General features: G+C 71.6%; 3 protein-coding genes. 1 reads left to right on the top strand and 2 read right to left on the bottom strand.

Annotated elements, in window-relative coordinates; translation table 11 throughout:
• Window positions 1-247, top strand: a 247-nt coding sequence (locus VKZ50_17190) for a hypothetical protein (GenBank protein ID HLJ61462.1), incomplete at its 5' end; no start/stop codon positions are given.
• Here the strand turns inward: VKZ50_17190 and VKZ50_17185 are convergent.
• Entirely contained in the window at window positions 241-1,353 is a 1,113-nt protein-coding gene (locus VKZ50_17185) for a trypsin-like peptidase domain-containing protein (protein HLJ61461.1), read from the bottom strand. The two genes, VKZ50_17190 and VKZ50_17185, sit on opposite strands and share 7 nt — an antisense overlap.
• A 318-nt stretch (window positions 1,354-1,671) precedes the next feature.
• On the bottom strand, window positions 1,672-2,565 hold an 894-nt coding region (locus VKZ50_17180), incomplete at its 5' end, for a dihydrolipoamide acetyltransferase family protein (GenBank protein HLJ61460.1).

The following is a 2,565-nucleotide window of genomic DNA, read 5'->3' as shown; positions in this document are numbered from 1 at the left end:
GGCATCGGGCGGCCTCGTTCGCGCCGGCGGTCGGGCCGGCGCGTTCGCAAATCCTGACAGTCCTTGGACGTACCCGGACGTCGTTCCTCCCGCTCCTCCCCCGTCTCGCGTACGGCGGCGCGCGTACGCCGCGGACGTGCGCCCGCCGAGCGGCACCGCCGGCGCCGCGAAAGCGCCGCGCCGGATCGGCCGATGGCCGGTCCGGCGCGGGTGGATCGCCGGGGCACGCCCGCGGCGCCGTCACTGACCCGACGGCATCTCCCCGAGCGCCACCGTCACGTACTCAGTGTGGCCCTGGCGCATCACGAGCAGCAGCACCTTCGACCCGATCTTCTGGTTGTGGATGTACGTCACGAGCGCGCTCGGGTCCGCCGTGCGCTGTCCGGCGGCCTGCACGATCACATCGCCGCGCTGGAGGCCCGCGGCCGCGGCGGGGCTGTTCGACGCCACCTCCGCGATGAGCGCGCCCTTCGTGTCTGCAGGCAGGTTGAGCTGGGCCGCCAGATCCGGGGTCACCGGCTGCAGGTACACCCCGAGGTACGGCCGCGAGACGTGGCCGGCCGAAATGAGCTGGGTCATAATGCCCTTGGCCGTGTTGATCGGGATCGAGAACCCGATGCCCTGCGCGTTCTCAAACTTCGCGCTGTTGATGCCGATGACCCGGCCGTCCGTGTCGACGAGGGGCCCGCCGCTGTTTCCGGGGTTGATCGGCGCGTCGGTCTGGATGAATGTCTCCTCCGGACCCCCCGGGAGGGTCCGGCCCATCGCGCTGATGACCCCGGCGGTCACCGTGAAGTTCAGCCCGTAGGGATTGCCGATCGCGATCGCCCAGTCTCCCGGCTGGAGCGCCGATGAGTCGCCGAGCGGGGCCGCGGGGAGCGACGTGGCCGGAATCTTCACGACGGCGAGGTCGGTCGCCGTGTCGCTGCCGACCACGCGGCCTTTGAACGTCCGCCCGTCGAGCAGGGTGACCGTGAGCTGTTGCGCGCCGTCGACGACGTGCGCGTTCGTTAGGATGTACCCGTCCTGGCTCACGATCACGCCGGACCCGATCGCCTGCTGCTGAATCGGGCCGGACGGCATGCCGAAGAACGGCGAGAACTGCTGGCCCATCGGATGTTGCACGGACTGCTGCGTGCTGATGTTCACGACCGCGGGGCGGACGCGCGCCACCGCGGCCACAAACGGGCTCCGCAGCCCGCCCGGTGCCGGTGCCGGCGAGGCCGCCGGGGCGATCGCGGCCTCCACCAGATGCGGGGCGGCGTAGGACGACACTGCGGCCCCGACCCCACCGCTCAACACCGCGACCAACACGACGACCACGGCGAGTTCGACATAGCGTAGTCTGACCATCCGTGTTCCCCCTCGGGTCCCGAGATTCGGAGCGCGGACCACGTGGTCCGGGACCCTGCTGTCACTCGACACCGTCCGGCTCCGGGGGAGGCATCTCCCGGATCCCCACGGTACACGTTTGACATTACGGGCGCATGACACGGGCGGTTTTGGCGCAGTCCCCCCGCCGGCCCCTGTGCGGCGGGCGGGGCCGAGTCGGTCGGACAGCGGTTCCCGGTCACTCCGGAGGGTCCCGCCGATCGTACTCGGGCAACGAGAAACGTTCGCGCTCGGGGTGACGAAGCACGGCGAACGGGGGCCACGCCCCGCGACGCGCGGCTACCGGGGTGCGTCTGGTCCGAGCAGCAACACGGGGTGCTCGAGCAACCGTTTGACCTCGGCGAGGAACGCGGCGGCGCCCACGCCGTCCGTGACCCGATGGTCGACGGACACGGTCAGCGACATGATCGGCCTCGCGACGATCTCGCCCTCGCGCACCACCGCGCGATCCTCGATGCGCCCGACCGCGAGAATCCCGGCCTGGGGGGCGTTGATGATGGCCGAGAACTGCGTCACGTCGAACATCCCGAGGTTGCTGACCGAAAAGGTCGCCCCGGCGAACTCGTCCTGTCGAAGGCGGCGCTGGCGCGCGCCCTCCGCGAGACGGCGCGCCTCCTTGCCGAGCGTGAGCAGCGGCAGACGGTCGGCGTCCCGCAGCACCGGCACGACGAGGCCGTCCGGCACCGCGACCATCACGCCGAGGTGAATACGCCGGAACCGCCGCACCGTGTCCGGCGACGCGAGCGTGGCATTCAACTCGGGGCGGGCGCGCAACGCGAGGGCCGCGGCCTTGAGGATCAGATCGTTGATCGAGAGTGTCGCGGCGGCCTCGCCGTACGCCTCCTTGAGCTGCGCCCGCAGGTCGAGCGCGCGGCGCATCTCCACCTCTGCGCTCACGTAGAAATGCGGGACCGTTTGCTTGCTCTGGGCCACGCTGCGCGCGATCGCCTGCCGCATGCGGGACAGCGCGACGTCTTCGTACTCGGCGGCGTCCGGCGCCGCCGCGCCCCTCGTCGCGGAGCCGGGTGATGCGCCGGCGGGCGCGAGCGCCGCTTCGATGTCGCGCTCGACGATCCGGCCGCCCGGTCCGGTTCCCGTGACCCGAGACAGATCCACGCCGCGCTCCGCCGCGAGCCGCCGGGCGAGCGGCGACACCTTCAATCGCTCCCCGGA

This window comes from bacterium (assembly GCA_035295165.1).
Taxonomy (GTDB): Bacteria; Sysuimicrobiota; Sysuimicrobiia; order Sysuimicrobiales; family Segetimicrobiaceae; genus JAJPIA01.
The sequence above is the reverse complement of the archived record's forward strand: the minus strand, read 5'-3'. Positions and strand labels throughout refer to the sequence as shown.

Excerpts from the sequence above, each read along its gene's own strand:
- VKZ50_17185 (HLJ61461.1), bottom strand. The coding sequence starts at position 1,353 with ATGGTCAGACTACGCTATGTCGAACTCGCCGTGGTCGTCGTGTTGGTC.